Source organism: Demequina salsinemoris, assembly GCF_000974805.1.
Classification (GTDB): domain Bacteria; phylum Actinomycetota; class Actinomycetes; order Actinomycetales; family Demequinaceae; genus Demequina; species Demequina salsinemoris.
Genome location: NZ_BBQZ01000004.1, coordinates 274,267 through 300,760, shown reverse-complemented (window position 1 = coordinate 300,760; position 26,494 = coordinate 274,267). Strand labels below are relative to the sequence as shown.

Annotated in this window: 21 protein-coding genes and 1 pseudogene; 17 read left to right on the top strand and 5 right to left on the bottom strand. The window is 70.7% G+C overall.

Annotated features, from left to right (window positions below; genetic code table 11):
* The first annotated feature begins 88 nt into the window (after positions 1-88).
* The 4 genes from AOP78_RS10105 (at position 89) to AOP78_RS10090 (ending at position 3,798) form a co-directional block, all read left to right on the top strand.
* Entirely contained in the window at positions 89-1,315 is a 1,227-nt protein-coding gene (locus AOP78_RS10105) for a DUF6880 family protein (RefSeq protein ID WP_174442387.1), read from the top strand.
* 133 nt (positions 1,316-1,448) lie between these two features.
* Positions 1,449-3,023 carry an HNH endonuclease gene (locus tag AOP78_RS10100; protein WP_062203844.1) on the top strand — a complete coding sequence of 525 codons (1,575 nt, stop codon included), beginning with the start codon at positions 1,449-1,451 and terminating at the stop codon, positions 3,021-3,023.
* A 53-nt stretch (positions 3,024-3,076) separates the two neighbouring features.
* Entirely contained in the window at positions 3,077-3,457 is a 381-nt protein-coding gene (locus AOP78_RS14765; protein WP_083980010.1) for a ribbon-helix-helix domain-containing protein, read from the top strand.
* Positions 3,454-3,798 carry a type II toxin-antitoxin system PemK/MazF family toxin gene (locus AOP78_RS10090; protein WP_062203841.1) on the top strand — a complete coding sequence of 115 codons (345 nt, stop codon included), beginning with the start codon at positions 3,454-3,456 and terminating at the stop codon, positions 3,796-3,798. The genes AOP78_RS14765 and AOP78_RS10090 overlap by 4 nt, the downstream gene beginning before the upstream one ends.
* A 12-nt stretch (positions 3,799-3,810) precedes the next feature.
* On the opposite strand, the gene metX (AOP78_RS10085) is transcribed toward AOP78_RS10090, so the two are convergent.
* Both metX (AOP78_RS10085) and AOP78_RS10080 read right to left on the bottom strand, forming a co-directional pair.
* Positions 3,811-5,007 carry a homoserine O-acetyltransferase MetX gene (gene metX / locus AOP78_RS10085; protein WP_062203838.1) on the bottom strand — a complete coding sequence of 399 codons (1,197 nt, stop codon included), beginning with the start codon at positions 5,005-5,007 and terminating at the stop codon, positions 3,811-3,813.
* Entirely contained in the window at positions 5,007-6,374 is a 1,368-nt protein-coding gene (locus AOP78_RS10080) for a bifunctional o-acetylhomoserine/o-acetylserine sulfhydrylase (RefSeq protein ID WP_062203835.1), read from the bottom strand. Before AOP78_RS10080 ends, metX (AOP78_RS10085) begins: the two co-directional genes overlap by 1 nt.
* 491 nt (positions 6,375-6,865) lie before the next feature.
* Between AOP78_RS10080 and AOP78_RS10075 the strand changes: the two genes are divergently transcribed.
* Together AOP78_RS10075 and AOP78_RS10070 are read left to right on the top strand one after the other, a co-directional pair.
* Complete coding sequence (locus AOP78_RS10075) at positions 6,866-8,107, top strand: CAP domain-containing protein (protein ID WP_062203832.1); 1,242 nt, start codon at positions 6,866-6,868, stop codon at positions 8,105-8,107.
* 218 nt (positions 8,108-8,325) lie between these two features.
* Positions 8,326-9,828, top strand: coding sequence for a CoA-acylating methylmalonate-semialdehyde dehydrogenase (locus AOP78_RS10070; protein ID WP_062203829.1), 1,503 nt, complete (start codon positions 8,326-8,328; stop codon positions 9,826-9,828).
* A 125-nt stretch (positions 9,829-9,953) separates the two neighbouring features.
* On the opposite strand, the gene AOP78_RS10065 is transcribed toward AOP78_RS10070, so the two are convergent.
* Positions 9,954-11,480, bottom strand: coding sequence for a PucR family transcriptional regulator (locus tag AOP78_RS10065; RefSeq protein ID WP_062203826.1), 1,527 nt, complete (start codon positions 11,478-11,480; stop codon positions 9,954-9,956).
* Positions 11,481-11,727: 247 nt separating this feature from the next.
* On the opposite strand from AOP78_RS10065, the gene AOP78_RS10060 reads away from it, so the two are divergent.
* A complete protein-coding gene (locus AOP78_RS10060; RefSeq protein WP_083980008.1) occupies positions 11,728-13,047 on the top strand; it encodes an aspartate aminotransferase family protein in 1,320 nt (439 codons plus the stop codon).
* Between the two features lie 220 nt (positions 13,048-13,267).
* On the opposite strand, the gene metX (AOP78_RS10055) is transcribed toward AOP78_RS10060, so the two are convergent.
* A complete protein-coding gene (gene metX, locus AOP78_RS10055) occupies positions 13,268-14,464 on the bottom strand; it encodes a homoserine O-acetyltransferase MetX (protein WP_083980007.1) in 1,197 nt (398 codons plus the stop codon).
* A 474-nt stretch (positions 14,465-14,938) separates the two neighbouring features.
* Between metX (AOP78_RS10055) and AOP78_RS10050 the strand changes: the two genes are divergently transcribed.
* Entirely contained in the window at positions 14,939-16,606 is a 1,668-nt protein-coding gene (locus tag AOP78_RS10050; protein WP_152659493.1) for a C40 family peptidase, read from the top strand.
* Between the two features lie 116 nt (positions 16,607-16,722).
* Here AOP78_RS10050 and AOP78_RS10045 read toward each other — a convergent pair whose 3' ends face one another.
* On the bottom strand, positions 16,723-17,247 hold the full coding sequence (locus tag AOP78_RS10045) for an inorganic diphosphatase (RefSeq protein WP_062203821.1): 525 nt from the start codon (positions 17,245-17,247) through the stop codon (positions 16,723-16,725).
* Positions 17,248-17,339: 92 nt separating this feature from the next.
* Here AOP78_RS10045 and dacB point away from each other — a divergent pair, with 92 nt between their 5' ends.
* The 9 genes and pseudogenes from dacB to folK all read left to right on the top strand — a co-directional run bounded on the left by dacB (position 17,340) and on the right by folK (position 26,494).
* Positions 17,340-19,016, top strand: coding sequence for a D-alanyl-D-alanine carboxypeptidase/D-alanyl-D-alanine endopeptidase (gene dacB / locus AOP78_RS10040; RefSeq protein ID WP_083980006.1), 1,677 nt, complete (start codon positions 17,340-17,342; stop codon positions 19,014-19,016).
* Between the two features lie 51 nt (positions 19,017-19,067).
* Entirely contained in the window at positions 19,068-20,066 is a 999-nt protein-coding gene (gene tilS, locus AOP78_RS10035) for a tRNA lysidine(34) synthetase TilS (RefSeq protein WP_062203816.1), read from the top strand.
* A gap of 93 nt (positions 20,067-20,159) precedes the next feature.
* The gene (gene hpt, locus AOP78_RS10030; RefSeq protein WP_062203950.1) at positions 20,160-20,699 is read left to right on the top strand and encodes a hypoxanthine phosphoribosyltransferase; all 540 of its coding nucleotides are present in this window, start codon (positions 20,160-20,162) and stop codon (positions 20,697-20,699) included.
* Between the two features lie 230 nt (positions 20,700-20,929).
* Positions 20,930-21,064, top strand: a pseudogene (locus tag AOP78_RS15615) (type IV toxin-antitoxin system AbiEi family antitoxin domain-containing protein); the annotation flags it as partial.
* A 171-nt stretch (positions 21,065-21,235) separates the two neighbouring features.
* Positions 21,236-21,769, top strand: a complete 534-nt coding sequence (locus tag AOP78_RS15515) for an endonuclease domain-containing protein (RefSeq protein ID WP_236685354.1) — start codon at positions 21,236-21,238, stop codon at positions 21,767-21,769.
* A 210-nt stretch (positions 21,770-21,979) separates the two neighbouring features.
* Positions 21,980-24,001 (top strand): ATP-dependent zinc metalloprotease FtsH, encoded by a 2,022-nt coding sequence (gene ftsH / locus AOP78_RS10020; RefSeq protein ID WP_083980005.1) that lies wholly within the window; start codon positions 21,980-21,982, stop codon positions 23,999-24,001.
* A 55-nt stretch (positions 24,002-24,056) separates the two neighbouring features.
* Complete coding sequence (folE, locus tag AOP78_RS10015; RefSeq protein WP_062203946.1) at positions 24,057-24,623, top strand: GTP cyclohydrolase I FolE; 567 nt, start codon at positions 24,057-24,059, stop codon at positions 24,621-24,623.
* A gap of 10 nt (positions 24,624-24,633) precedes the next feature.
* Positions 24,634-25,455, top strand: coding sequence for a dihydropteroate synthase (folP, locus tag AOP78_RS10010; protein WP_236685353.1), 822 nt, complete (start codon positions 24,634-24,636; stop codon positions 25,453-25,455).
* A gap of 10 nt (positions 25,456-25,465) precedes the next feature.
* Positions 25,466-26,494 (top strand): 2-amino-4-hydroxy-6-hydroxymethyldihydropteridine diphosphokinase, encoded by a 1,029-nt coding sequence (gene folK, locus AOP78_RS10005; RefSeq protein ID WP_160297618.1) that lies wholly within the window; start codon positions 25,466-25,468, stop codon positions 26,492-26,494.

The following is a 26,494-nucleotide window of genomic DNA, read 5'->3' as shown; positions in this document are numbered from 1 at the left end:
TGGGGTGTGCGTCGTCGGCTCTGCGTCGTCGGCGCTGCGCTGATCGTTCCGTGCTGTCAGTCGCGCGCTGCATACTGTCGCCGTGACCATGCTCGCCGACTCCGTCCTTCCGCTGATCCGCACCCGCGCCGAGGTGTGGCGCTATGGGGTGGCGAATGCGCATGGGCGGCAGATGCACGACGGCGTGGACCTGCTCGAGGACGCGTTCGGGGCCGCCGACCCCGCTGAGGTGTACGCCGTCACTACCAAGGCGATCGCGTCCGCGCTGAAGGTGATCGCCCGCGCTGACGACTCCTCCGGCATCATCGGCGACGCCTGCCGACGGCTGCTCGACCTGCATTCGCGCGCGGCGTTCGAGGCGCGCGTTCCGCCCGGGCGTCTCGTCGCCTGGATGAAGGCCTTCCAGACGAACGACGACGTCGACTACTTCGAGCTCGACGTCGTCGCCTACGCGCCCGCGCTCGGGCCGCGCGGGATCGCGCTGTACCGGGACTGGCTGGCGGAGGTGCGGGACGCGCTCCCTCCCGTGGTCGGCGACAGCCTCTGGTCCGGTCCGTCCGCTGGCCTGCGCTGGACGCTCGACTGGAACGACCGTCGTCTCGCCGTGCTCGACCACGACGTCGACGCCATCATCCGCACCCACGCCCGCGACCGCCGCGTCGCCGCCTGGTACGTCGACACCGCCAAGGCGTTCGAGGAGATCAGCGAGATCGACCTCGCCCTCGACTGGGCGCGGCAGGCGACCGACTTCGACCTGGGACACCAGGCGCGCACAGCGTCCCGGTACTGGTGCGCGCTGGTGGAGACGCATCGTCCTGAAGAAGCTCTGGCCGCGCGCGAGCACTGCTTCTCGCGGTGGCCCGGGTCGGGCGAGGCGTCGGCGCTGCATCGTGTGGCGGGGGAGGAGTGGGCGGCGCTCGAGGCTTCTGTGATTGAGGCGCTGTCGAGGGATCCGCGCGAGGCGGTGGGGTTCGTCCTGCGCGACCTGGACGATGCGTCGCGAGCCTGGCACCTCGCGCACAGTCTGGAGTTGGAGGACGCGCGGACGTGGAGCGACCTGCTTACCGCGTACGAGAGGGTCGACGCGCTCGCGACCCTGCCCGTGCACCGACGTCTCGTGACCGCGACGCTCGAGAGCACCGGCGCGCAGCACTACGTGGAGGCGGCGCGCCGGCTCCGGACGATGCGGGCGATCGCCGCTGCGGGCGGGGGCGCCCCTGGTGTTGAGGTCGACGACTTCATCGCCTCGTTGCGCGAGGAACATCGTCGCCGGCCGAGGCTGCAGCAGGAGTTCGACCGGGCCGGGTTGCCGTAGGGAGCTGTGCCGGGCTGGCGGTTGCCGGTCCGCTGCCGGCTGGCCCGGTTTCCACAGGCCGTGCGCGGCTACAATCGCCCCCTCTTCCATCCCGTTTGTCCTATTTGTCACACCCCCGTGATGGACTGTTCCCATGAGTTCAGACGACGAGATGGGCGTGGCGGTCGCCCAGGTGCGGGCGGGGTTGGCTGCCTTGCGTGTGCTCGTCGATGGGGTGGAGTCGTGGCCGGAGCGGGAGCTGTTGGTGCGGCAGGAGGAGTTGTGGGCGGTGCGGCGCGAGCTCGATGTCGAGTCCTCGCGTCTGGTGGCTGAGACGTTCCGGCGTTCCGATGTTGACGAGGGTGTCGGGTTTGCTCGCGGGCAGGGGTTCGGCTCTCCGGAGGGGTTCGTCGCGTCGATGTCCGGTGGGTCGACGGCCGAGGCCGGGCGTCAGGCCCGGGTGGGCAAGGTCATGGACGATGCTGAGAAGGCTCGTCGCGCGGAAGAGGCTCGGGCTCGGGCGGAGGAGGCGGCGGCGCGGGCGCGCGCGCAGGGGGACGACGAAGGTGGCGCCGGGCCTGGGGCCTCGGGTGAGGCGTGTGGCGGCGATGAAGCCGACATGCCTGACGGGCCCGTGTTTCCTGTGCTTGCCGAGGCTTTGCGTCGGATGGAGCTGTCCGTCGAGGTTGGCGACGTGATCGGCCAGGCGCTGGTGCGTGTCGCGGAGGTTCTTGACGACGAGGAGTTGGCGGTCTTCGAACGTGATGCGGTGGCGAAGGCGAAGGGCCTGCCGTTGGTGCAGGTGAGGAGGATGATCGCGGCCGCCGAGGCACGCGTGAAGCCCGACGAGCTCAAAAGACAAGAGGATCGGGCGCGTGAGCAGCGCTCGGCGACGCTGAAGGCCAAGCCCGACGGGTCGTGGAGGCTGACTGCGGTGCTCGATCCCGCGTCGGCCGCCCCGATCAAGGCGTTCCTGGACGGCTACGTGCGCTCCGGCTTCCACCAGCAGCGCGACAAGGGGGCACAAGGTGCGGGTGCGGGCGGTGGGGTGGACGGCCTGGGAGCGGACGGCTCCGGTGCGGGTGGGAGCGTCCTGGATTGGGGGCTCGCCGGTGCCGGGACGGACCCTGAGGGTTTCGAAGGTGGACGTGGTTTCGAGCGTCGTAGCGCGGCGCAGATGCGTGCCGACGCGCTCGTCGCCCTGGCCCGTCATGGTGCGGGCTGCGAGGCGTCGCACACGGGCGTGAAGACCACTGTCGTGGTGCGCATGACCCTTGCCGATCTTCAGGCAGGTGAGGGCGTGGCGGACGTCGACGGCATGGACACTCCCGTGTCCGTGGCGACCGCGCGTCAGCTCGCCGCGGATGCTGAGGTGATCCCCGCCGTCCTCGGAGGCGCGAGCGAGGTCCTCGACTGGGGACGCAAGCGACGGCTCTTCACGCGGGCGCAGGCGATGTACCTGGTCGAACGCGACGGAGGCTGCGCGAAGTGTCATGCCCCGCCCGACTGGTGCGAGACCCATCACATCCGCTGGTGGGACCGCGACTCCGGCCCGACCGACGTCGCCAACGGCGTGTTGTTGTGCACGTCCTGTCACCACGATGTGCATCGCGATGGCTGGGGGATCGAGATCCGCGACCACCAGGTCTGGCTCATCCCACCGCGACACGTCGACGCCACCCGCACCCCCCGACTCGGAGGCCGGGCAGCCCTGGACCTCGCAGCATGAGTGACGTGCGCACGACCCTCGCGCGGAGCGGTATGACTAGTTATACTCTCGGCATGAAGACGGCGATCTCCCTGCCCGACGCTGACCTGGAACGCCTCGACCGTGTTGCCGCCCGCCACGGGATGAACCGCTCCGAGTTCTTCCGTGAGGCGGGACGGCGATACGCCGACGAGCTCGAAGGAGCCTCCGACCTGACCGCGCTCGCCGACGCCGCGCTCGCACGTGCGGGCCAGCCCTCGGGGGACGGCCTGTTCGTCGCGGAGTCCGAGAGGCTGCTCGCCGGAGGTCTCGAGCGTCTCGACAACGGCGCGGCGAGTGACGGGCGCGAGGGCGGCGCGGTGAGTGACGGGCGCGAGGGCGGCGCCGCGGGTGACGGGCGCGAGGGGAGCGCGGTGAGTGGCGGGCGCGGCGAGCACGAGGGAACCGTCTGGTGATCGCCCGCGGTGACGTCGTCTGGGTCGACTTCGGCCAGCCGCGAGGGTCTGAACCTGCCAAACGGCGCCCTGCGGTCGTGATCCAGGAGGACTGGCTGCTCGCGACGCAGATCGCCACAGCGCTCGTGGTGCCGCTCACCTCGAACACCGATCTCGAGTCGTTCCCCGGCAACGCCTTCATCCCTGCCGCCGCCTCAGGGCTGCCCCGAGACTCCGTGGCGAACGTCTCCCAGATCGGCCCCGTCAGCCGAGAGTTCCTCGACGACACCCCGGTTGGCCACCTGCCGGGCTACCTGCTCACACAGGTCGCCGCCGGAGTGAGGCTCGTCACCGGGGTGTGACTCGCGCGGGCGTCAGACCCGCGCCGCGACCCGATCCAGCAGGCTCGCCACCGCATCGTTCAGGCCCGTCGAATCGATGAGGAAGCCGTCATGGCCGATGTCGCTGTGCAGCACCGTGACCTCCACCTCGCCCGGTAGGGCGGCGGCAAGGCGCTCCGAGTTGGACAGCGGATACAGGCGGTCGCTGTCGATCGCGACCACCAGCGCCTCACCCTCATACGCCGCCAGCGCCGCCTCGAGGCCGCCCCGGTCGCGGCCCACGTCGTGCGTGTTCACGGCGTGGATCATGCGCAGATACGAGTTCGCATCGAAGCGGCGCGCGAGCTTGTCCGCGTGGTGATCGAGATACGACTCGACCGCGAACATGCCGTCGTGCCTGAGCGGATCACCCACCTGCGCGCGATTGCCGAAGCGCTCCTGCAGCTCAGCCTCCGACCGATACGTCGTGTGCGCGATCGCGCGCGCCACGCCAAGCCCCAGGTAGGGCCCCGCGCCCTCGGCTGCGCCGTAGTAGTCGCCGCCACGGAACGCCGGGTCCAGCCGGATCGCCGCCGTCTGCGCCGCATTCCACGCGATCTGCTCCGCGGTCGACGCGGCGGTGGTGCCGATCGCCCCGATCGCGCGCACGCGCTCGGGGAACGTCGCCGCCCACTCAATCGCGCGCATCCCACCCATCGACGGGCCGATCACGAGCGCCCAAGCGTCGATCCCCAGGTGATCCGCGAGGCGAGCCTCCGCGTGCACCTGGTCGCGCAGCGTGATCCACGGGAAGCGCGAGCCCCACGGCCGCTCGTCCACCGGATGCGGATGCGCGGGGCCGGTCGTGCCCTGGCAGCCGCCGACCACGTTGGCGGACACGACGAAGTAGCGGTCCGTGTCGATCGCCTTGCCCGGGCCCACGAGCCCGTTCCACCAGCCGCCCGTGAGGTGGCCATCGCCCGCCGCGCCGGACACGTGCGAGTCCCCCGTGAAGGCGTGCGCCACATAGACGGCGTTGTCGCGCGCCTCGTTGAGCTCGCCCCACGTCTCGTACGCGAACGTGACGTCGATCCAGCCCAGCGGGTCCGCCTCGAGCTCGAGGCCGTAGATGTCGAGGAACTGCCGGCGGCCCGGGTCATCACCGGGCAGCCACGCCGCCGAGGCGGGCAGGGGCCGCAGCCCCTCGCCCACCTCGGCGTCGGGCACCCACGACGAGTAGTCGTCGTCCATTACACGGCCGCCGGGGTGGAGGTGCCTTCGGCAGCCTCCTGCGCCTCGCGCACCGCGGCCGCCGCCGCGAAGCCCGTCTCCAGGTCCGCGAGGATGTCCGTGATGTTCTCGATGCCGACCGACAGGCGCACCGCGCCCGGCGTCACACCTGCGGAGAGCTGCTCGGCGGGCGTGAGCTGCGAGTGGGTCGTCGAGGCCGGGTGGATCGCGAGCGAGCGGACGTCGCCGATGTTCGCCACGAGCGAGTGCAGTTCGAGCGCGTCCACGAAGGCCTGTCCCGCCTCCTTGCCGCCCGCGATCTCGAAGGCCAGCACCGAGCCGGCGCCGCGAGGCGAGTACTTGAGCTGCAGGTCGTGCCACGGCGACGAGGCGAGGCCCGAGTACGCGACCGACTCCACATCGTCCCTGTCCTCCAGGAACGCCGCGACCTCGGTCGCGTTCTGGACGTGACGCTCCACGCGCAGCGACAGCGTCTCGATGCCCTGCGCGATGAGGAACGCGTTGAACGGCGAGATCGCCGCGCCCGTGTCGCGCAGCAGCGTCACGCGCGCCTTGAGGATGAAGGACAGGTTCGCGCCGAACGCCGAGCCGACACCCAGATCGCGGGCGTAGACCAGGCCGTGGTAGCTCGGGTCGGGGGTGTTGTAGTTGGGGAACCGCTCGGGCGAGGCGCCGAAGTCGAACGAGCCGCCGTCCACGATCACGCCGCCGATCGCCGTGCCGTGCCCGCCCAGGTACTTGGTCGCCGAGTGCGTGACGATGTCCGCGCCCCACTTGAGCGGCTGGATCAGGTACGGCGACGCGACCGTGTTGTCCACGATCAGCGGCACGCCGACCTCGTGCGCGATCCCCGCGACCGTCTCGATGTCCAGCAGGTCCTGCTTGGGGTTCGAGATCGACTCGCCGAAGAACGCCTTCGTGTTCGGGCGGACCGCCTTGCGCCACGACTCGGGGTCGTCGGGGTTCTCGACGAACGTCACCTCGATGCCCCACTTGGGCAGCGTGTGGTGGAACAGGTTGTACGTGCCGCCGTAGAGAGAAGGAGAGGAGACGATGTGGTCGCCGGCTTCGGCGATGTTCTGGATCGCGACCGTGTTGGCCGCCGAGCCCGACGCGACGAGCAGCGCGCCCACGCCGCCCTCGAGCGCGTTGATGCGGTCCTCGACCGCCTGCTGCGTCGGGTTGCCCAGGCGCGTGTAGATGGGGCCGAGGTCGGACAGCGCGAAACGAGCCGCGGCGGTGGTCGTGTCCGGGAAGACGTACGCGGTGGTCTGGTAGATCGGCAGCGCGCGGGCGCCCGTGTCCGAGTCGGGGGTCTGGCCGGCGTGGATCTGCTTGGTCTCGAAGGCCCAGTTGTCGTTCGTCATGGTGATGCTCCTGAAGTTCGTGCGGAAGAAGAGAAGGGGGGCTTCTCCGCGACCTCAGGCAGTGGTGTCCAGACCGTCGGGCGTGCAAGCGCGCCGACCGTCCGCGACCCCTGAGGGCGCGGTGCGACACGTGGGCTCTTGCGCCCTGAGGGGGAGTGATGCTCGCCGGGCTGGTTCAGCCTCGGTCGCGAGCGGCGCCCTCGTGGGCGCACGCCGAACGTGCGCGGGTCAGCGGCACATTCGACGGAACATGCGCACAGACTAAGCGCACGTCCCGCGAAAACGCAAGTGACGCATCGTCCCTGGACCGCAAGCCCCGGCGCGCGAGAAGCGCGCGACCGCATCGTCCTATTTGACATGTTTTGGGCAAGTGGAATGGCTCACAGGTGCTGAACCATCGCCCCCCGCGGACGAAGGGGCACGTGTCGGAGGGCACGGATGCCACCGATCCGAACAGCACCCGGTCTGGTGCATCCCTCAGGTATCTCTCTATGGTTCTTCAGCTCCGAGTCGTCCTCGCCGCCCTCATCGCCGCAGCTCTTCTCGCCGGCACCGTGGTTCACGCCCCGGCCGCGAACGCGGAGGTCACCTACAAGGATCCTGAGGGTCGGATCATCGACCTCACCAACGACATCCGCAAGGGCGTGGGCCTGAACTCCCTCAAGCGCTCCGCGAAGCTCGATGCGGTCGCCGAGAACTGGGCGCGGACCATGGCCGCGAAGTACGAGTCCGACCTCAAGTCCGACCCCTACGCGTCCGTGCCGCTGTGGCACAACCCCAACACCGGCACCCAGATCCCCTCGAACTGGTACGCGTGGGGCGAGAACGTCGCCTGGAACATGTACTACAACGACCCGGTGACGCAGCTGTCGACCCAGTGGGAGAACTCGCCCCACCACTACGAGAACATCGTGAAGCCGCGCTTCAAGTACATCGGCGTCGGCTACTACCTCGACAAGTACGGCGTGAGCTGGGGCGTTCAGGTCTTTGGCGACTACACCTCGGACACCGCCGCGGGCGTCGCCAAGACCCCGGTGAGCGCCACCAAGGCCGTCGCCTCCGACGGCATCGAGACCATCTCGCTGAACCGAGGCAACCGCTTCCTCATCAAGAACAACCTCGGCACCGGCAAGGCGCACAAGACCTTCCGTCTCGGCAAGTCCACCGACGTGGTCCTCACCGGCGACTGGGACGGCGACGGCGACGAGGAGATCGCGATCAAGCGCGGCAACAAGTACCTGATCTACCGCAAGCTCGGCCGGGTCGGCACCTGGAAGGTGTTCCGCATGGGCAAGGCCTCCGACACCGCGATCGTGGGTGACTGGGACGGCGACGGCGACGACACCATCTCGCTCAAGCGCGGCAACCGGTACTACATCAACAACAAGCTGCAGGGCAACGGGTTCGCCCGCAGCTTCCGCCTCGGCAAGGCCTCCGACACCGCGCTCGCCGGCGACTTCAACGGCAACGGGAAGGACACCATCGCCCTCAAGCGCGGCAACAAGTACTTCGTGACCTACAAGCTCACCGGCGGCGTCGCCAAGAGCTTCCGCATGGGCAACGCGTCGGACACCGCGCTGGTCGGCGACTTCAACGGCAGCGCGAGCGACTCGATCTCGCTCAAGCGCGGCAACACGTACTTCGTGAAGTATGCGCTGGGCGGCTCCACCAAGAAGACCTTCAGGATCGGCAAGTCCTCGGACACACCGCTGGTCGCCGACTTCGACGGCTGATCCTCCCGCGCGGTCGTCCTCGCGCTGAAGCCCCGGGCCTGACGGTCCGGGGCTTCGCTGCATTCCGGGGGCAGGCGCATCGTCATTCGCGTGTCCCGTGAAGGGACGATGCCGGATTCGGCAATCACGCCACTGCCCCCGGGTGGGTGGTCGCCTAGGTTGCGCAGGGACGCCGCTCCACTGCGGCACCAGCCCCCACCCGCATCGAGGAGGACGCCTTGACCGACACCCTGCCCACCCTGGGCCACTGGATCTCCGGCGCCGAGGCGCCCGGCGCATCGTCCCGGACCGCGCCCGTCTACGACCCCGCCCTGGGCGTCGCGACCAAGAACGTGGCCCTCGCATCGTCCGAGGACGTGGACGCGGCCGTCGCGTCCGCCAAGGCCGCCTTCCCCGGCTGGGCCGAGACGCCCCTCGCGCGCCGCACCGCGATCATGTTCCGCTTCCGCGAGCTGCTCAACGAGCGCAAGGGCGAGCTCGCCGAGATCATCACCGCCGAGCACGGCAAGGTCGTCGACGACGCTCTCGGTGAGATCGCGCGCGGCCAGGAGGTCGTCGAGTTCGCGTGCGGCCTCGGCGCGCACCTCAAGGGCGAGCACGCCTCGCAGGTCTCGACCGGCGTGGACGTCCACTCGGTGCCCTCGCCGCTGGGCGTGGTCGGCATCATCTCGCCGTTCAACTTCCCCGCGATGGTCCCCATGTGGTTCTTCCCGATCGCGCTCGCGGCCGGCAACGCCGTGATCCTCAAGCCCTCCGAGAAGGACCCGACCGCCGCCAACTGGCTCGCCGCCCTGTGGAAGGAGGCCGGCCTGCCCGACGGCATCTTCACCGTGCTCCACGGCGACAAGGTCGCGGTCGACGGCCTGCTCACGCACCCCGACGTCGAGGCGATCTCGTTCGTCGGCTCGACCCCGATCGCCAAGTACGTGTACGAGACCGGCACCGCGCACGGCAAGCGCGTACAGGCCCTCGGCGGCGCCAAGAACCACATGCTGGTCCTGCCCGACGCCGACCTCGACCTCGTCGCCGACTCCGCGATCAACGCGGGCTTCGGCTCCGCGGGCGAGCGCTGCATGGCGATCTCCGTCGTCGTCGCCGTGGGCGACGTCGCGGACGAGCTCATCCCCAAGATCACCTCGCGCATGGCTGGGCTCCGGGTCGGCGATGGACGACGCGGCTGCGACATGGGCCCGCTCGTCACCGAGGCCCACCGCGACAAGGTCGCCGGGTACATCTCCGCCGCGCTCGAGGACGGGGCTGACGTGGTCGTCGACGGCCGCGGCATCTCCGTCGATGGTGACCCGAACGGCTTCTGGCTCGGCCCGACCCTGATCGACAACGTGCCCGTCACCTCGTCCGTGTACAAGGAGGAGATCTTCGGTCCCGTCCTGTCCGTCGTGCGCGTCGACACCTTCGAGGAGGGCGTCGAGCTCATCAACTCCGGCGCCTTCGGCAACGGCACCGCGATCTTCACCAACGACGGCGGCGCCGCCCGACGCTTCCAGCGCGAGATCGAGGTCGGCATGGTCGGCGTCAACGTGCCGATCCCCGTGCCCGTCGCGACGTTCTCCTTCGGCGGCTGGAAGGCCTCGCTGTTCGGCGACTCGCGCGCCCACGGCGCCGAGGGCATCCGCTTCTTCACCCGCCTCAAGGTGATCACCACGCGCTGGCTCGACCCGTCGCACGGTGGCATCAACCTCGGCTTCCCCGTGACCGACTGAATCCCTTTCGCACCAGCGGGGAAGACGCCCGCCGACCGCGCCTCAGCCGCGGCCGGCGGGCGTTTTCGCGTGCTGGGGGCAGCACTGAAGGGAATGTGGGGCCCGGAGCAAGGCTGGGGGCAACGCTAGGAGGAATGTGGGGTGCGGCGCAGGAGCGTGAGCGCAGCCCAGAGCTCCGCACGGTCGTCCATGCGCTCGAGGTCCAGCCCCAGACGGCGGCCCACCGTGCCGACCCGGCTTCGCAGCGTCTGCCGGTGCACGCCCAGCGCCCTGGCCGCCGGATCCCACTGGCCCAGATGCTCGAGCCAGACGCCGACGGCCTCGATGAGCGGCGCATCGTCCGGGTCGGCGAGCAGGGGTGCGAGCAGACGATGCGCGACCGCCTCGCCGCCCGATTCCTCCAGGTAGGTGAGCAGGCCGCGGGTCGCGAGGTCGGGGAAGCGGGCGATCGTGCGGCCGGGCGTCGTGGTGGCGAGCGCGCGGCTCGCCTCGTCGAGGCCGCGGTTCAGCGCGTCCCAGTCGACCGGGCCGGACGTGCCCGCTCGCGCCTGGGATCGCTCGAGGAACGGGACGACGAGCGTCTCGTCGCCGCGCGAGGTCACGATGACGATGCGTCCCTCCCACTCCGCGAAGAACACGCGGCCGTGGTGGCGCTCCGCGAACGCACCGAGCTGCTCGAGCAGGCCGCCGCTGTCGGCGCCGGGCTCGGCCAGCGTCACGACGAGCGGGGCGACGGGGAGGCCTCCCCACAGCGCGCGGGCCGTCGAGTCGGCGACGTCGAACGTGCCCGAGCGCAGCAGCTCGAGGATCCCGAGGCGGAGCCGACGCCTGGCCGCGTCGAGCGTGCGGGACTGCTCGAGGGCGATGCCCGCGAGGGCGATCACGCTCGAGACCAGGTCCGCGCCCGCGGTGTCCAGGCTCTTGGCCGCGCCGACCGCCAGGACGCCCCGCAGGGGACTGCTGCGGCCGATCGTCTCCAGGGTCGCGGTGACGCCCGCATCGTCCAGGCGCATCGACCCCGGCCTGCCCTTCGCGAGCAGCCGTGCCGCGGCCTCCGTCACCGGGCCCTCGGCCTCGGCGGGCACCGCGCGGCGCGTGTCGACCTCGACGCGCTCGCCCGACGAGTCGAACATCGCGACCCACGTGCCGAGGCGCAGCTCGAGCTCGGTGAGGATCGCGCGCAGGCCGTCGGGTCGCAGCGCGGCGCGGGCGACGGCGCGCTGGGCGTCCAGGCTCGCCTCGAGGCGCGCGCGGTCGTCCTTCGCGATCGCGTCCGAGACGTGCCTGATGATCTGCATGAACGGCGTCGCCTGCGGCACCTGGAGCAACGGCAGTCGGGCGTGATCGCACGCGGTGATGAGGGCTTCCGGGACCGAGTCGTGCGCGATCCCGACCGCGAAGCCGAGCGCGAGGATGCCCGCGTCCTGGAGTCGCGTCACGTACTCCTCGACCGCCGCCAGCGTGGCCGACTCCATGAAGCTCACGCCGTCGGTGAGCAGCAGCCCACCCTCGGTGAGCCAGGGCGTGGGGTCCGCGAGGTCCGAGCTGTGGGCCCACGCGAGGGGCGCGTCGTGGAGCGCGGGGTCGCCGGGCACGAGGACGCTCAGGGCGAGGTCGCGGTCCTCAAGGAGCGTGGTGAGCGTCGTGGGCATCGCGCCTCCTTCCGGGGTGCTGGTCGTCGCGCTCGGGGAGTCCCCGCGGTCGCGCGCGCGACCCCGTCTATCCGAACTGATGAATTGAGGATAGTCCGATCGACGAATCCGCCAGCGCCCGTCCCGGGCGACGACGGCAGGATCGACCACGGGACATCGTCCGTCCCACCCGCCACCGCATCGTCCATGTGCCCAGCCCGTGCGCGCCCTGGCGGGGCCCGCCGCAATCCCAGCCCAGGAGGACTCCATGACCCAGTCGCCCTTCATCCAGCCCAGCGACAACGCGACCATCTCCGCGGCCGACACCGGATCCGTCTTCCACTCCTGGTCCGCGCAGGCGACGCTCGCGCCCATCCCGATCGCGAGCGGCTCAGGGGTGAAGGTGTGGGACTTCGACGGCAAGGAGTACCTGGACTTCTCGAGCCAGCTCGTCAACGTCAACATCGGCTACCAGCACCCCGCCGTCGTCACCGCGATCCAGGAGCAGGCCGCGCGCCTCGCCACGATCGGCCCCGCGTACGCGAACGACGCCCGCGCCAAGGCCGCGCAGAAGATCCTCGAGCACGCGCCCGAGGGCTTCACCAAGATCTTCTTCACCAACGGCGGCGCCGACGCGATCGAGAACGCCATCCGCATGGCGCGTCTCCACACCGGCCGCGACAAGGTGATCTCGCGCTACCGCTCGTACCACGGCAACACCGGCGCGGCCATCGTCGCGACCGGCGACTGGCGCCGCATCCCCAACGAGTACGCGACTGGCCACGTGCACGTGTTCGGGCCCTACGCGTACCGCTCGAACTTCTGGGCCACCACCGCCGAGGAGGACGCCGCGCGCGCCCTCGAGCACCTCGAGCGCACCGTGGTCGCCGAGGGGCCGTCGTCCATCGCGGCGATCCTGCTCGAGGCGATCCCCGGCACCGCCGGCGTGATCATGCCGACCGCCGCCTACATGCAGGGCGCCCGCGAGATCGCGTCGCGCTACGGGATCATGCTCATCATCGACGAGGTCATGGCGGGCTTCGGCCGCACCGGCAAGTGGCTCGCGCACGAGCACTTCGGCATCACGCCCGACCTCATCACCTTCGCCAAGGGCGTCAACTCCGGCTACGTTCCCGCCGGCGGCGTGATGATCTCCGAGGCTGTCGCGAAGACGTTCGACGACCGCGTGTTCCCCGGCGGGCTCACCTACTCGGGCCACCCGCTCGCGATGGCGTCGATCGTCGCGACCATCGAGGCGATGGAGACCGAGGGCGTCGTCGAGAACGCCGCGATGATCGGCGAGACCGTGATCGGTCCGCGCCTGTCCGCGATGGCGTCGCGGCTGGATGTGATCGGCGAGGTGCGCGGCGTCGGGGTGTTCTGGGCCATCGAGCTCGTGGCTGACGCCGAGACGAAGGAGCCGCTGCCCGCCGCGACCATGGGCGCCATCAAGAAGTCGCTCATGGAGCACGGCCTGCTGCCGTTCATCGCCGACAACCGCATCCACGTGGTCCCGCCGTGCGTCATCACCGCGGACGAGGCCGAGACCGGCCTCGCGATCATCGAGAAGGTGCTGACGGAGCTGTGACGCGCTGACTGGAGCGTTCGCGCTGACTGCGGCGCCTCCGCCGACAGTTTGAACCAATCTCACGGCCGGCACCCCGGCGAGTCGCGGACTCGCCGGGGTGTCGCGCTGCGTGGCGGATTCAGATTGGTTCGAACTGTCACCGGGGGGTGGGGAGGGCAGGGGAGGTGGGGGTCGCATCGTCCCTGCCCCAGCATCGTCCCCATGACCGAGGCGCGCCGGACTACAGCGTGCGCTCGAACTCCTCCATGAAGGCGATCATCTGCGCCGCCTCCACGAGGAAGCCGTCGTGGCCGACGGGGGAGTGGACCACCTTGATGCCGTCCGAGCCCGACAGCGCCGCGTCGAGCCGCTGCGAGTTCTGCATCGGGTAGAGGCGGTCCGAGTCGATCGCGATGACGAGCGCCTTGTCCGTGTACCGCGCCAGGGCGGTCTCCACGCCGCCGCGGCCGCGACCCACGTCGTGGGACTGGATCGCGCGCGCCAGTGCGATGTAGGTGTTCGCGTCGAAGCGCCGCGCGAGCTTGCGCGCGTGATGCTCGAGGTACGACTGCACCGCGAACAGCCCGCCCTTGCCCAGCGGGTCCGAATCTCCCTGGTAGTTGCGGTCGAAGCGGTCGTTGAGCTCGCCCGCGGAGCGGTACGTGGTGTGCGCGATCATGCGCGCGATGCCGATCCCCACGTGCGGCCCGTCGCCGTCGGCCGCACCGTAGTAGTCGCCGCCGCGGAACTTCGGATCGGCGAGGATCGCGGCGATCTGCGAGGTCGACCACGCGATCTGGTCCGCGGTCGTCGCGCCCGTCGAGCCCACCGGCGAGATCGCGCCCACGCGGTGCGGCTCCATCGCGGCCCACTCGAGCGCGCGCATGCCGCCCATCGACGGCCCGGCCATGAGGCGCCACTTGTCGACGCCGAGGTGGTTCGCCAGGAGGATCTCCGCGCTCACCATGTCGCGCATCGTCACGTACGGGAAGCGCGAGCCCCACGGCATCCCGTCCTCGGGGTGCGGCGATGCGGGGCCGGTGCTGCCCTGGCAGCCGCCGATCACGTTCGCGGAGACGATGAAGTGCTTCGCCGGGTCGATCGGCCGGCCCGGACCGACCATCGCGTTCCACCAGCCACCGGTGTGGTGGCCGGGCTCGGCGGGGCCGAACACGTGGCTGTCGCCCGTGAGAGCGTGCGCGATGTAGACCGCGTTGTCCTTGGCGGCGTTGAGCTCGCCCCACGTCTCGTAGGCGAGGACCGCATCCGGGAGGACGCCGGTCGGGTCGGCCTCAAGCGGCAGGTCGCCGAGGCTCAGGAACAGGCGTCTGCCAGGGTGATCGCCCTCGCGCCACGCGGCGGAGGCGGGGATGGGCGCGCCGGGCCCGGGGCCCTCATCGGCGGCCCAGGCGTCTGTCTCGATGCCGTCGTCGTCCATAGCGGTCCAAGCCTAGGGCACGGGGTTCGGAGGTGGTGCCTGAGGGGCGGGGTGCGGGGCGTGGGGGCCCCGGCCGGTGTTCGCGCCGGGGCCAGGCGCTGGCGTGGGGCGCGGTTGCTCGCCGCCAGCCGCCCCGGCCGGACACTTTCTGACACAGCGCGGACGGCTCGCGCGGCGTGTCGGGCGCGACACGCCGCGCATCGGGGCGGCGCTGTGTCAGAGAATGTCCGCGACCGGCTGCGGCGCGCAGGGTGGGGCCCGGCGAGGCGGATCGCGCATCTCACCGACGTCGCGCCCGGGCCGAGCCAGGTTTGTCACATCTGTCACATGAGCCTCTAGCGCCTCGTGAGTATTGCGGGTAGTTTGGGAGCGTTCGCACCCGGTCCGGGGGTCGCGAACCGAATCTCGAGGGCCCGGTCATCCGGCCCGAAGAGGTTCGCCGCACGAGTTTCAGCGCACGCGCGCGAGGAGAACGTGGAAGCAACGCATCGCATGGCAGGGGTCCTCGTCGCGGGTCGGCGATCGGCTGGCGCGCTCGTGCTCACGCTCGTCGCCTCGGTGCTCACCGTCGTCAACTCCACCGCCGCCGAGGCCTACCCGGGCGCCGACGACATCGCCGCCGCGCAGGCCGCCGCCGAGGATCAGGCCGCGACCGTCTCCCAGCTCGACGCCGCTATCGCCCAGCTCGAGGGCGCCGCGCAGGAGGCGAACATCGCCGCGCTGAGCGCCGCCGAGGACTACAACGTCGCGCAGGAGGCCAACATCACGGCCCAGCGCGACCTCTTCTCCGCCAACGCGCGCGCCGATGAGGCCGACGAGGCGCTCGACGAGGCGACCTCCGCGCTCGCCGCCGTCGCGCTCGCGGACTACCGCAACGGCGGCGACCTCGCCTCGCTCGAGGCGATCATGACCGCCGACGGCTTCGACGAGGTCATCACCCGCACCGAGTCGCTCGACCGCGCGTCGAGCCAGGTCGAGTCCGCGCTTCAGCAGGTCAAGGCCGCCGAGCTCGTCTCGGAGACGATGCGCGCCGCGGCTGAGGACGCCGCCGACACCGCGAGCGCTGCCGAGCAGGAGGCGAGCGACTCGCTCGACACCGCGCAGGCCGCGCAGTCGAACGCGAACGCTGCCGTCGACTCGGCCGCCGCGGTCCAGACCGAGGCCATCGCGAAGCTCGCCGAGCTCAACAACACGACCGTCGCGCTCGAGCAGGAGCGCCAGGACGGGCTCGCCGCCGAGCGTGCCGCCGCCGAGGCCGCCGCCGCGCAGAAGGCTGCCGAGGAGCAGGCCGCGGCAGACGCAGCCGCCGAGGCCGCCGCCGCCAAGGAGGCGGAGGACGCGGCCGCCGCGAAGAAGGCAGCCGAGGCAGCGGCCGCGAAGAAGGCCGCCGAGGAGGCCGCTGCCGCCGAGAAGGAGTCGTCGAAGAGCTCGTCGTCGAGCGGCTCCTCCAGCTCCGGATCCTCCAGCTCCGGCTCCAGCTCGTCCGACAAGAGCTCGTCGTCCGGGTCCAGCTCGTCGGGCTCCAGCTCCTCGGGTTCCAGCTCGTCGGGCTCCTCGAGCTCGGACGACGATGACGATTCGTCGTCGAGCGGCTCGTCGAGCTCCGGCTCCAGTTCGTCCTCCGGCTCGTCGAGCAGCGGATCCTCCAGCTCCGGGTCGTCCTCCTCGAGCAGCGGATCCTCCAACTCCGGCTCCAGCTCGTCCTCCGGCTCCTCGAGCAGCGGATCCTCCAGCTCCGGCTCGAGCTCCTCGAGCTCGTGGAAGTCGACCGCGTCGCAGGGGCAGTCCGCCGCGACCTACGCGATCAGCCTCACCGGCGCGACCTACGCCTACGCGGGAAGCGGCCCGGCCTACGACTGCTCGGGCCTGACCCAGGCGGCGTGGGGCTCGGTCGGCTACTACATCCCTCACAGCTCGCGCCTGCAGTACTCGTACACGACGCACGTCTCGTTCTCGCAGCTGCGCGTCGGCGACCTGATCTTCTGGGGCACGGGCAAGAACGCGTCGGCGATCTATCACGTCGCGATCTACATCGGCAACGGCAAGGTCATGGAGGCGTCGAGCCCCGGCCACCTCGCCGGCACGCGCGTCTACAACAACTGGGCGGTGTCGGACATCATGCCGTACGCCGGCCGCGTCTGACCCAGCCACCGCATCGTCCGCGCGCCCCGTGGGGGCGCCTCCCGCATCGTCCCTGGCAAATCCCTGGACACGACGAAGGCCCCCGGTCTCCCAGGGGCCTTCGCGAAAGCAGCGAGTCAGTGCTCCTGCGGCGGGTACAGCGGGTTCATGTGCGCGAACGGGGTTCCGGCGGCGCGCTCGAACGACTCCTCGATCTCCTGCTCGGCCTCGGAGCGGCCCACCCAGGTCGCGCCCTCGACGGACTTGCCGGGCTCGAGGTCCTTGTAGACCTCGAAGAAGTGCTGGACCTCGAGGCGGTGGAAGTCCGACACGTCGGTCAGCTCCTGACGCCACGTCTGGCGCTGGTCGCCGACGGGCACGCACAGCACCTTGTCGTCACCGCCGGCCTCGTCGCGCATGCGGAACATGCCGAGCGCGCGGCAGCGGATCTGGCAGCCGGGGAACGTCGGCTCCTCGAGCAGCACGAGCGCGTCGAGCGGGTCGCCGTCCTCGCCGAGCGTGCCGTCGATGAACCCGTAGTCGTCCGGGTAGCGCGTCGAGGTGAACAGCATCCGGTCCAGCTTGATGCGGCCGGTGTGGTGGTCCACCTCATACTTGTTGCGCGAGCCCTTGGGGATCTCGATGGTGACGTCGAACTCCATGACAGTCCTAACCTAACGGGGACACGACCGGGTCCGGCCGCTGCGACAGATAACTGGATACTAGTGTGACGCATCGACACGAAGGGTCTGGGATGGGGAGAACGCTGGTGGCCGCGATCGCGGTCCCCTCCGTGCTGGCGCTCGGCTACCTCGCCGCCGATGTCGCCGATGTGGTGCCCGGCTTCCTCACGACGGACCCGGAGCCGCTCGTCGCGGCGCCGTTCCTGACCGCGTCGCCGGCCCCGTCATCGTCCATGGACGATGCGGTGCTCACCGGGATCGGGGACGATGCGCCCGTCCCGTCGGCCGGGGTCCTCCAGTCGTACGCGCAGGACCTGCGCGACGACTCGCGCACGGGCACCTCGACGAACGTCTCCGTGGTGGATCTGCTGAGCGGCGAGCAGCTCGTGGACCTCGACGCCGACGACGCGCAGGTGCCCGCGTCGACCACGAAGGTCCTTACAGCGGTCGCCGCGACGACGACCCTCGGCGAGGACTACCGCATCAGCACCGACGTCGCGTGGGACCCGGACACGAGCACCCTGACCCTGATCGCGGGCGGCGACATCCTGCTCGCCGCAGGGTACGGGCACGGCGGCGACCTCAGCGAGTACACGGCAGAGGAGATCGCCGAGACCGGCGGGCCCTCGATCGCCAACGGCTACGCGGGTCTCGCTGATCTCGCGGATGCGGTGGTCGACGCGATCGGCACCGACCTGGGCACGGTCACGGTCGCCGTGGATACCTCCGACTTCCCCGGCCCCGCCTACCCCGACGCGTGGCCCGACTACGCGCTCCAGTTCGGCTACGCCGGGCGCGTGACCGGGCTGTCGATCGACGAGGGACGGCTCACGGACGACGAGTACGCGCAGCGCTCCAACACGCCCGTGACCGACACCTTGGTGACCTTCTCCGACCTGCTGTCCGCCCGCGGCATCGACGTCGGCTATGTCGACGAGGGGGACGCGGACGCGACGGCCGAGGACTCAGCCGATTCGTCCGGCACGACCGATTCCTCCGGGGACGCCGACGCGACCGACGCGACCGACGCGACCGACTCGACCGACTCGACCGACGCGACCGCCGCATCGTCCGCATCGTTCCTGTCCTCCGGGGCCGCGGCCGTGGCGACGGCTGTCGCCGTGTCGCACTCGACCGCGTCGAACGCGACCTCGTCGACCTCGGTGCCGGCGAAGGTCGACACCTCCAACGTCGTCGCGAGCGTCGAGTCCGCGCCCCTGTCCGACATCGTCACGTACCTGCTGCGCGACTCCGACAACACGGTCGCCGAGCAGGTGGGACGCATCCTCGCGCTCGAGACCGGGCGCGAGGCTACGCCGTCCGGCGCGGCGGCCGCGGTCACGGAGGCGCTCGAGGGGCTCGGCGTCGACACGACCGGGCTCGAGCTGCACGACGGCGCGGGCTTCTCGGACAAGAACCAGATCACCCCGAACCAGCTGGTCGGGGCGCTTCGGGCCGCCGCGCTGCTGGACGAGGGCGACACCGGGGTCTTCGACTGGCTGGCCGTCATGGGCGTCGAGGGGACCGTCGCGGAGCGCGCGGGCACCGACGAGGTGATCGGCCGCGGGTACGCGAAGACGGGATCGCTCACCGGCGTGACCGCGCTCACCGGGATCGTCGAGACCGCCGACGGGCGCTGGCTCGTGTTCGCGACGCTGCTCGACGGGATGCCTCAGGGGCAGACGGCTCCACGCGCGGCCATCGACGACTTCGTCGCGGCGCTGGCAGGATGTGGCTGTGAGGGATGACGTGAGGACCGGTCTGTGCGCGGGTGGGCCGGGCGCGCCCGAGGTGCGCCCGTGAGCGCGCCGCACCCCTCCGTCGCCGTCTGCCGCTCCGCGGTGAGGCAGGCCCTCGACGGCCTCTCGATCGGCACGCGCGTGTGGGTCGCGCTCTCGGGAGGCCCCGACTCCCTGGCGCTCGCGGCCGCGACCGCGTACGTGGGCCGCAAGGAGGGCTACCTCACGGGCGCGATCATCGTGGACCACGGCCTCCAGGAGGGGTCCGACAAGGTCGCCCAGCACGCGGCCGAGCAGGCCAGGCTCGCCGGGCTGTTCCACGTGTTCATCGAGAAGGTGACGGTGGGGCGCGAGGGTGGGCTCGAGGCCGCCGCGCGCAAGGCCAGGTACGACGCGATCGACGCGCGCGTCGACGCCGAGGGCGGGCACGACCCGCAGATCCTCACCGGCCACACCATGGACGACCAGGCCGAGACCGTGCTGCTCGCGCTCGCGCGCGGCTCCGGGGCCCGCGCGCTGTCGGGCATCCCGCCTCGTCGGGGCCGCATCGCCCGCCCGTTCCTGTCCGTGCGCCGCTCGGACACGGTCGCCGCGTGCGCCGCGCAGGGGCTCGACCCGTGGCACGACCCGACCAACACCGATCCCGACGGCCCGCGCCGTTCCGCCCTCCGGGCCAGCGTCATGCCGGCCCTGACCGACGTGCTCGGCCCCGGCGTCGTCTCCGGGCTCGCCCGCTCGGCCGCGCTGCTCCAGGCCGACGCCGACGAGCTCGACCGCCAGGCCCGGTCCGCGATGAGCACCTCCGCGTCGACCGTCCGCTCCGACGAGTGGCGGTGCGACATGCTCGCCGCGCTGCCCGACGCGATCCGCTCGCGCATGCTCAAGATGCTCGCCGAGGCGAAGGGTGCGGGGCCGCTCGCGACCGTGCACGTCAAGGCGCTCGACGCGCTCGTCACGCAGTACAAGGGGCAGGGCGCGGTGTCGCTGCCCGGCGGCTACGAGGCGCGGCGCGAATATGGCAGGCTTGTGATCACCCACCCCCTCGAGCGTCCGGCCTAGTCGGCGCTCACCGCGGGCCGACCTGCTTTCGGGTTCGTCGGCCCGTACCACTGGAACATCTCTGAGGAGCCTCGCGTGGACCAGACGTTCGACATGGACGACTTCACCAAGATCATCGTCAGCGAGAACGACATCGGCCGGAAGCTCGACGAGATGTCCGCGCAGATCCGCCACGACTACGAGGGCAAGGACCTGCTGCTGCTCGGCGTGCTCAAGGGCGCGGTCATGGTGATGGCGGACCTCGCGCGGCGGATGCCGCCCACGGTGCAGATGGACTGGATGGCGATCTCGTCGTACGGGTCGGGCACGAAGTCCTCGGGCGTCGTCCGGATCCTCAAGGACCTCGACACGGATCTCACTGGCAAGCATGTCCTCATCGTGGAGGACATCATCGACTCGGGGCTGACCCTGTCGTGGCTTCTGGGGAATCTGCAGTCGCGCGGTGCCGAGTCTGTGGAGATCGCGGCGCTGCTGCGCAAGCCGGACGCCGTGAAGGTCGACGTTCCGATCCGCTACCTGGGCTTCGACATCCCGAACGAGTTCGTGGTCGGCTACGGGCTCGACTTCGCGGAGAAGTACCGCACGCTCCCGTTCGTGGCGATCCTCAACCCGGCGGTGTACGAGGGGGAGTAGGGGCTCGTCCGCTCGTTCCCGCATTCCCCTCCTGCATGCACTCCGCACGGATTCCCGCGTGACACGCCAGCGTGTCGGCCTGGGATCCGGAGTGTCGCCCGGGGTGTCGGACCTGAATCCGTGCGCAGTGCATGGCGTTGCGGCGTCCCCAGGCCGGTCGGTGACGCTCGTCGTCCACACAAGGACGATGCGGGACGTGTCGGGGTTCGATCGCCAGGTCTCCTCGTGGGATGGACCCCGTTCGAGCTCTCCTCGCCGCCGGCGGCGCCGCCCGCTGGAAGGACCTCGTTGACAGTGGGGTCAGTCGGCAGCGTCTGGCGACCGCTGTGGCCGAGGGCCGAATCGTCCGTGTTCACCGAGGCTGCTACGCCCTGACGTCGGCTCGCGAGAGTGACAAGCGCGCGACCGTCTTCCGGGCCGTCCCGAGCTGCCTGACGGTCCTTGCCGACGCGGGCCTGCCGGTCGTGCCGTCTGATCTCAGAACCCACCTTGTCGTGCCGATGTCACGGAGCGAGGCGCGTCCGGGGTTGCGTCCGATGGAGGACGTCGTGATCCACCGGACGGATCGGTACGGAGAGCTCTCGTGGGCCTCGGTCGCGACGGCACTCGACCTATCGTCTCGCTGTCTTGAGCCGAGGGCGCAGCTCGCTGCTCTGGACGCTGCTGTTCGTCAGGGTCTCGTCCCGCTCCGGATCGCGCGGCGCTTCACGATCACTCCGAGGGCTCAACGCGATTGGTTGGACGCCCACGTCGACCCGCGAAGTGAGAGCCCCGGTGAGACCTTCGCTCGCGTCCTGCTCGTCGAGGCTGGATTCAAGCCGGTCGTTCAACGGCGGTATCCGGCCATCGGACGTGTCGACCTCGTCGTCGAGGGCATCGTGATCGAGATCGACGGTGCCACGTATCACTCTGACCCTCAGGCGTTTCTCAACGATCGCCACCGCGACCGGACCCACACCATCAACGGCCGGGACTTCCTCCGGTTCACGTTCGCGGAGGTGCGTGACCGACCGGACGAGGTGCTCGCGGACGTACTCGCGACCGTTTGGCGAGTCCGCTCGGAAGGCTGACCGGTGCGCTGGGCGGCACTTCCGACCCTTCTCCCTCCATGCACTCCGCACGGATCTGGCCGCGACACCCCGGTGACACGCCGCGTCGGAGGCCGACACGCTGGCGCGTCGGCCGGGAATCCGTGCGGAGTGCACGGGCAGGCACGAGGTGTCTGCCTGGGGCGAAACCGTGGCCTGCTTGTCGGGGGCCTCGGTTAGAGTCGTAACACGATGAAGAATCTCCCTCGCCTCCTGCTCCTCGCGGTGCTGATCATCGCCCTCGGCTGGATCGTCTCCGGCTTCTTCAGCCCGCGCACGGACCGCGTCGACACCTCGGAGGGGTTCGAGCTGCTGAGCTCGGGCGTCGTCGAGCAGGCCAAGATCGTCGACGGCGACCAGCGGGTCGAGCTGACCCTCATCGAGAACCTGGCCGACAACCTGCCTGACGGCGCTCCCGACGACTGGGCGGACCTGTCCGACGTCGTCTACTTCACGTATGCGGAGCCGCAGGGGCAGGACGTCGTCGCGGCGGTCGAGGACTCAAGCGCGACCAGCTACGACGCCGAGCTCGCGACCACGAGCATCTGGACCAGCCTCCTCATCACCTTCATCCCACTGCTGCTGATCGTCGTGGTGTTCTGGTTCCTGCTGTCGAGCATGCAGGGCGGCGGCGGCCGGCTCATGCAGTTCGGCAAGTCGAAGGCCTCGATGGTCAACCCGGACATGCCGAAGGTGAAGTTCGACGACGTCGCCGGCGTGGACGAGGCGGTCGACGAGCTGCGCGAGATCGAGGAGTTCCTCGAGCACCCGGCCAAGTTCCAGGCCGTCGGTGCGAAGATCCCCAAGGGCGTCCTCCTCTACGGCCCTCCCGGAACGGGCAAGACCCTGCTCGCGCGCGCCGTCGCGGGCGAGGCGGGTGTGCCGTTCTTCTCCATCTCGGGCTCCGACTTCGTCGAGATGTTCGTCGGCGTCGGCGCGAGCCGCGTGCGCGACCTGTTCGAGCAGGCCAAGAAGAACGCGCCCGCCATCATCTTCGTCGACGAGATCGACGCCGTCGGACGCCACCGCGGCGCCGGCCTCGGCGGCGGTCACGACGAGCGCGAGCAGACCCTCAACCAGATGCTCGTCGAGATGGACGGCTTCGACATCAACACGAACATCATCATGATCGCGGCGACCAACCGCCCCGACATCCTCGATCCCGCGCTCCTGCGCCCGGGCCGCTTCGACCGTCAGGTGGGCGTGGACGCGCCGGATCTCAAGGGACGACGCAAGGTGCTCGAGGTGCACGCGAAGGGCAAGCCGATCGCGCCCGAGGTGGACCTCGAGTCCGTCGCGCGCCGCACCCCGGGCTTCACCGGCGCGGACCTCGCGAACGTCCTCAACGAGGCCGCGCTGCTCACGGCCCGCCGCGACGAGAAGCGCATCGGCCCCGGCGAGCTCGACGAGGCGATCGACCGCGTCATCGCCGGCCCGCAGAAGCGCACCCGCGTCATGAACGACCACGACAAGCGCGTCACGGCGTACCACGAGGGCGGTCACGCGCTCGTGGCGGCGGCCATGAACCACACGGACCCGGTCACCAAGGTGACGATCCTGCCGCGCGGCCGCGCGCTGGGCTACACGATGGTGATGCCCGCCGAGGACCGCTACTCGAAGACCCGCAACCAGCTGCTCGACAACCTCGCGTACGCGATGGGCGGTCGCGTGGCCGAGGAGCTCGTGTTCGGCGACCCGAGCACGGGCGCGTCGAACGACATCTCGCAGGCGACCGACATCGCCAAGCAGATGGTCACCGAGTACGGCATGAGCACGGAGATCGGCTCGGTCCGCCTGTCCGGCAGCTCGGGTGAGGTGTTCCTGGGCCGCGACATGGGCCACGGGCGCGAGTACTCCGAGCGCATGGCCGCGATCGTCGACGACGAGATGCGCAAGCTGCTCGACAACGCGATGGCCGAGGCGACCTGGTCGCTCCAGAACAACCGCGCGGTCCTCGACCGTCTCGCGGCGGAGCTCCTCGAGAAGGAGACCCTCAACGAGGCCGAGCTGGCGGACATCTTCGCCGACGTCGTCCACCTCGACCGCCGCGACCACTGGGTGAGCGGCGAGTGGGCGCCCAAGGACGCCCCGGCGCCGCTGCCGGAGGAGGAGGCCCCGGCCACCGCCCCCGTGGAGGAGGTCGCCGAGAGCGAGGCCGACGGCCAGGACGATGCGCCGGGCACCGGCGCGACCGAGACCCTCGGGCAGGACTGATGGGGACGATGCGCCAGGCCGTCACCGGCCCTCGCACCTCAGGGCGGCGCTGACGATGGCGGTGGACCAGCCACGCATCGAGGCTGCGGTGCGCGAGATCCTCGTCGCCATCGGCGACGACCCTGAGCGCGACGGTCTGCAGGAGACGCCCGCCCGCGTCGCGCGTGCCTACGCCGAGTTCTTCTCGGGGATCGGACAGGACCCCGCGGACGTGCTGTCCACGGTGTTCGAGCTCGGCCACGAGGAGATGATCCTCGTCAAGGACATCGAGCTGTACTCGATGTGCGAGCACCACCTCGTTCCGTTCCACGGCGTCGCGCACGTCGCCTACATCCCCGGCACCGACGGCCGCATCACGGGGCTGAGCAAGCTCGCGCGCCTCGTCGAGCTCTACGCCCGCCGCCCGCAGGTGCAGGAGCGCCTCACGACCCAGGTGGCAGACGCCCTCGTCGACGAGCTCGGCGCGCGCGGCGTGATCGTCGTGGTCGAGGCCGAGCACCTGTGCATGTCGATGCGCGGCGTCCGCAAGCCCGGCTCCCGCACCGTCACCTCGGCGGTGCGCGGCATCATGCGCCACGCGGCCACACGCGCGGAGGCGATGAGCCTCATCGCGGGCAGGTGACGGGAGCACGATGAGCACGCTCGTCATGGGCATCCTCAACGTCACCCCGGACTCGTTCTCGGACGGCGGCCGCTGGGACACCGTCGACGCCGCGATCGCGCGCGGGCTCGAGCTGCGGCACCAGGGCGCGAGCATCGTCGACGTGGGAGGCGAGTCCACGCGCCCCGGCGCGGGCCGCATCGAACCGGCCGAGGAGCAGGACCGCGTCGTCCCCGTGATCCGATCCCTCGCGCAGGAGGGCGTGACTCTCAGCATCGACACGATGCACGCAGCCACCGCGCGCGCGGCGGTGGAGGCCGGCGCGAGCATCGTCAACGACGTCTCGGGCGGCCTCGCGGACGCCGACATGGCGAGCACCGTCGCCGACCTCGGCTGCGACTACGTCGCGATGCACTGGCGCGCGCACTCGACCGAGATGGACAAGGCCGACCGCTACGACGACGTCGTCCAAGAGGTGCGCGACGAGCTGAGCCAGCGCGTCGACGCCCTCACCAAGGCAGGCGTCGCAAGCGACCGCATCGTCCTGGACCCGGGACTGGGCTTCGCGAAGGTCACCGACTCCAACTGGCCGCTCATCGCGCGCTGGCAGGACTGGTCCCAGGGCCACCGCGTCCTGATCGGCGCCTCGCGCAAGCGATTCCTCGGCGCGGCCATCGCGAGCGGCGGGGGAGACGGCGCGGACCCGTCCAACCGCGAGGCCGCGACGACGGCCGTCACGACCGTGTGCGCGCTCGAGGGAGCGTGGGCCGTGCGCGTCCACGACGCCGCCGCCGCACGTGACGCGATCTCGGTCGCGTCGCGATTGACAACAGCCGGGTACAAGGCACGATGAGGAGATGACGATGGATGCGCTTCCCTACGTGAAGAATGGCCGGGAGCTGGACCAGATCGCGGTGCACGGCATCCGCGTCACCGGCTTCCACGGCGTCAACGCCAACGAGCAGGAGACGGGGCAGCTGTTCTTCGCCGACGTCGTCGCGCACACCTCGACGCGCGCCGCCGCCGCGTCCGACGACCTCACCAAGACCATCAACTACTCCGACATCGCCGACCGCGCCGCCGAGGTCCTCGGGGGCGACCCGGCGAACCTGCTCGAGACCGTCGCCGAGCAGATCGCGCGCGCGGTGCTCGAGATGGACGGCGTGTTCTGCGTGGACGTCGTCGTGCACAAGCCCCAGGCGCCGCTGCACGTCGAGTTCGGCGACGTGACCGTGCGGATCCGCCGCGACGTCCGCACCGGCGGGCTGTGGTCGGACAAGCGCATCGGATCGTCGGCAGGCAAGGGCGACGACCCGCTCTCGGCCGACGGCATCGGCCCCGCGCACGACGTCTTCGACAAGCGCCCCTTCCAGCCGGTCGACGCGTACCTCGCGCTCGGCGCGAACCTCGGCGACATGGCGACGACGCTGTCCAGCGCTGTCGCGGACCTGCACCGCATCAGCGGGATCACCGTGACCGGCGCGTCGCCGCTCGTGCAGACCACGCCCGTCGGCGGACCCCCGCAGCCGGACTACCTCAATGCGGTCATCCGCATCGAGACGTCGCTCGCGCCGCGCGAGCTGCTCGCCGCGTGCCAGGGCATCGAGATGGTCTACGGCGGCCGCGACCGCACCGAGGTCAACGGGCCTCGCACGCTCGACATCGACATCCTCCAGTACGCCGACCTCGCCGACGAGTCCGAGGACCTCGTGATCCCGCATCCTCGCGCGCGCGAGCGCGGGTTCGTGCTGGTGCCGTGGGCGGCGCTCGCGCCCGATGCGGTGCTCGCCGGCGACGACGGCGGTCGCGTCGGGGACCTGGTCCAGCACGTCGACACCTCCGGGGTGACCACGGTCGCCGAGCCGCAGCAGGGCGAGAGCCCGCAGCCCTGA

Coding starts and splice junctions, on each gene's coding strand:
- folP (WP_236685353.1), top strand. CDS start 24,634: ATGAGCACGCTCGTCATGGGCATCCTCAACGTCACCCCGGACTCGTTC.
- folK (WP_160297618.1), top strand. CDS start 25,466: ATGGATGCGCTTCCCTACGTGAAGAATGGCCGGGAGCTGGACCAGATC.
- AOP78_RS10045 (WP_062203821.1), bottom strand. CDS start 17,247: ATGGAGTTCGACGTCACCATCGAGATCCCCAAGGGCTCGCGCAACAAG.
- ftsH (WP_083980005.1), top strand. CDS start 21,980: ATGAAGAATCTCCCTCGCCTCCTGCTCCTCGCGGTGCTGATCATCGCC.
- AOP78_RS10105 (WP_174442387.1), top strand. CDS start 89: ATGCTCGCCGACTCCGTCCTTCCGCTGATCCGCACCCGCGCCGAGGTG.
- metX (WP_062203838.1), bottom strand. CDS start 5,007: ATGGACGACGACTACTCGTCGTGGGTGCCCGACGCCGAGGTGGGCGAG.
- AOP78_RS10060 (WP_083980008.1), top strand. CDS start 11,728: ATGACCCAGTCGCCCTTCATCCAGCCCAGCGACAACGCGACCATCTCC.
- AOP78_RS10100 (WP_062203844.1), top strand. CDS start 1,449: ATGAGTTCAGACGACGAGATGGGCGTGGCGGTCGCCCAGGTGCGGGCG.
- AOP78_RS15515 (WP_236685354.1), top strand. CDS start 21,236: ATGGAGGACGTCGTGATCCACCGGACGGATCGGTACGGAGAGCTCTCG.
- hpt (WP_062203950.1), top strand. CDS start 20,160: ATGGACGACTTCACCAAGATCATCGTCAGCGAGAACGACATCGGCCGG.
- AOP78_RS10065 (WP_062203826.1), bottom strand. CDS start 11,480: ATGCCCACGACGCTCACCACGCTCCTTGAGGACCGCGACCTCGCCCTG.
- metX (WP_083980007.1), bottom strand. CDS start 14,464: ATGGACGACGACGGCATCGAGACAGACGCCTGGGCCGCCGATGAGGGC.
- dacB (WP_083980006.1), top strand. CDS start 17,340: ATGGGGAGAACGCTGGTGGCCGCGATCGCGGTCCCCTCCGTGCTGGCG.
- folE (WP_062203946.1), top strand. CDS start 24,057: ATGGCGGTGGACCAGCCACGCATCGAGGCTGCGGTGCGCGAGATCCTC.
- AOP78_RS10080 (WP_062203835.1), bottom strand. CDS start 6,374: ATGACGAACGACAACTGGGCCTTCGAGACCAAGCAGATCCACGCCGGC.
- AOP78_RS14765 (WP_083980010.1), top strand. CDS start 3,077: ATGAAGACGGCGATCTCCCTGCCCGACGCTGACCTGGAACGCCTCGAC.
- AOP78_RS10075 (WP_062203832.1), top strand. CDS start 6,866: ATGGTTCTTCAGCTCCGAGTCGTCCTCGCCGCCCTCATCGCCGCAGCT.